Source organism: Pseudomonas sp. PS01270, from assembly GCF_029959775.1.
Lineage (GTDB): Bacteria > Pseudomonadota > Gammaproteobacteria > Pseudomonadales > Pseudomonadaceae > Aquipseudomonas > Aquipseudomonas atacamensis.
On record NZ_JASCPT010000250.1, the window covers coordinates 1 to 1,983 of the forward strand.

Below are 1,983 nucleotides of genomic sequence, written 5' to 3' on the forward strand. Positions count from 1 at the left end.
GCTCGCGAAAGCGGTCGATCATTCAACATTTGCATCGACTGACATGACGCCTTCGCGAGCAGGCTCGCTCCCACAGGGAACACCTGTGCATTGGAGGAATGATGAGTAACGAGAAGTATGAAAAAGGTCTGAAAATCCGCACCCAGGTATTGGGCGAAGCCTACGTGCAGCGCTCGATCGAGAACGCCGACGACTTCACCCGCCCGCTGCAGGAAATGGTCACTGAATACTGCTGGGGCCATGTCTGGGGGCGTGAGGGTCTGTCGCTCAAGGAGCGCAGCATGATCAACCTGGCGATGATCTCGGCGCTCAACCGCCCGCATGAACTCAAGCTGCATGTGCGTGGCGCCTTGCGTAACGGCCTGAGTCGTGAGCAAATACGCGAAATTCTGCTTCAGGTCGGCATTTATTGCGGCGTTCCGGCGGCCGTGGACAGTTTCCGGCTGGCCCGTGAAGCCTTTGCCGAAGCCGACGCCGAGGCCTCCAGTTAACCCTCGGCTGTTTTGATGCCCGTCTGGCATGGACAGCCAAGCTCAAGAGCGGACCCCATGAAACGCCAGCCACTCGACGACAGCTTCAAGGTCAATCGCAACCCCGTTACCCTGCGCGAAATCGTGCTGGACAAACTGCGTAGCGCGATCATGAATTTCCAGCTCATGCCAGGTGATCGTCTGGTCGAACGCGACCTGTGCGATCGTCTCGGCGTCAGCCGCACTTCGGTGCGCGAAGCTTTGCGTCACCTTGAATCCGAAGGTCTCGTCGAATTCGCAGATGCCAAAGGCCCGCGCGTAGCCATCATCACCCTCGACGACGCCGTCGATATCTACGAACTGCGTTGTGTGCTCGAAGGCCTGATCGTGCAACTGTTCACCCTGCGCGCCAAAGCCAAGGACATCAAAGCCCTGGAAAAAGCCCTCGATGACAACCGCAAGGCGTTGAAGGACGGCGAGCTGCAACAGGTGATCGACTCGGTGCAGGGCTTCTACGACGTGCTGCTCGAAGGCTCGGGCAACCATGTCGCCGCCACCCAATTGCGCCAGTTGCAGGCGCGCATCAGCTATCTGCGCGCGACCTCGGTGTCCCAGGAAAACCGACGCGGCGCGAGTAATCACGAGATGGAAAAAATGGTCGAGGCGATCAAGAGCGGTGATCCGCTGGCGGCGCATCAGGCGTGTGTCGATCACGTCCGCGCGGCGGCTGCCGTGGCCCTCGATTACCTCAAGCGCAAACAGGAAGAGACCGGCGTCGCCGTCAAAGGCACCCCGGCGATCACCCTGCCGATCGCGCTGAAAGAACCTCGCATAGGTCAATGACATGTTCAGCCCGAGCTTTTGCCCGAAATGCGGTGGCCCTGACCTCGGTCAGCAGACGCCGCCGGGCGATACGCACGAGCGCCTGATGTGCCGCGGCTGCGGCTATATCCACTACGTCAATCCGAAGATCATTGCCGGCTGCATCATCGAGCAGGACGGCAAATACCTCTTGTGCCAACGGGCGATTCCCCCGCGCCCCGGCACCTGGACGCTGCCGGCCGGTTTCATGGAAAGCTTTGAGACCACCGAGCAGGCGGCGCTGCGCGAAGTCTGGGAAGAAAGCGGCGTGCGCGCGGAAATCGTCTCGCCGTATTCGATCTTCAGCGTGCCGAAGATCAGCGAGGTGTACATCATCTTCCGCGCCATCGCCCTGGAGATCACCGGGCAGTACGGGCCGGAGACCATGGATTACAAGTTCTTCGCCCCTGAAGAGATTCCGTGGGAGCAGATCTACTACCCGGCGATCCGGCAGATTCTCGAGCGCTATATCGAAGAGCGCCAAGCGGGGGTTTACGGGATTTACATGGGTAATGATGACAGCGGCAAAATTCACTTCATGCGCTAAAAATCACCTTCCCACTGATCGTTCCCACGCTCCGCGTGGGAATGCCTCTACGGACGCTCCGCGTTCGGCTCTGGATGGGACGCAGAGCGTCCCGGGCTGCATTCC

At 60.0% G+C, this 1,983-nt stretch carries 3 protein-coding genes; all 3 read left to right on the plus strand.

Features of this window, described 5'->3' with window-relative positions; genetic code table 11:
- Positions 1-101: 101 nt before the first annotated feature.
- From QMX86_RS27925 to QMX86_RS27935, 3 genes are read left to right on the plus strand one after another with little or no spacing between them, the layout of a single operon-like run.
- On the plus strand, positions 102-491 hold the full coding sequence (locus QMX86_RS27925) for a carboxymuconolactone decarboxylase family protein (RefSeq protein WP_007968634.1): 390 nt from the start codon (positions 102-104) through the stop codon (positions 489-491).
- A gap of 57 nt (positions 492-548) precedes the next feature.
- Positions 549-1,313, plus strand: coding sequence for a GntR family transcriptional regulator (locus QMX86_RS27930; protein ID WP_016775014.1), 765 nt, complete (start codon positions 549-551; stop codon positions 1,311-1,313).
- 1 nt (position 1,314) lies between these two features.
- Entirely contained in the window at positions 1,315-1,878 is a 564-nt protein-coding gene (locus QMX86_RS27935) for an NUDIX hydrolase (protein WP_016775015.1), read from the plus strand.
- Positions 1,879-1,983: the final 105 nt, after the last annotated feature.

Bases quoted from the DNA above. Each gene is read 5' to 3' on its own strand.
- QMX86_RS27925 (WP_007968634.1), top strand. From the start codon at position 102: ATGAGTAACGAGAAGTATGAAAAAGGTCTGAAAATCCGCACCCAGGTA.
- QMX86_RS27930 (WP_016775014.1), top strand. From the start codon at position 549: ATGAAACGCCAGCCACTCGACGACAGCTTCAAGGTCAATCGCAACCCC.
- QMX86_RS27935 (WP_016775015.1), top strand. From the start codon at position 1,315: ATGTTCAGCCCGAGCTTTTGCCCGAAATGCGGTGGCCCTGACCTCGGT.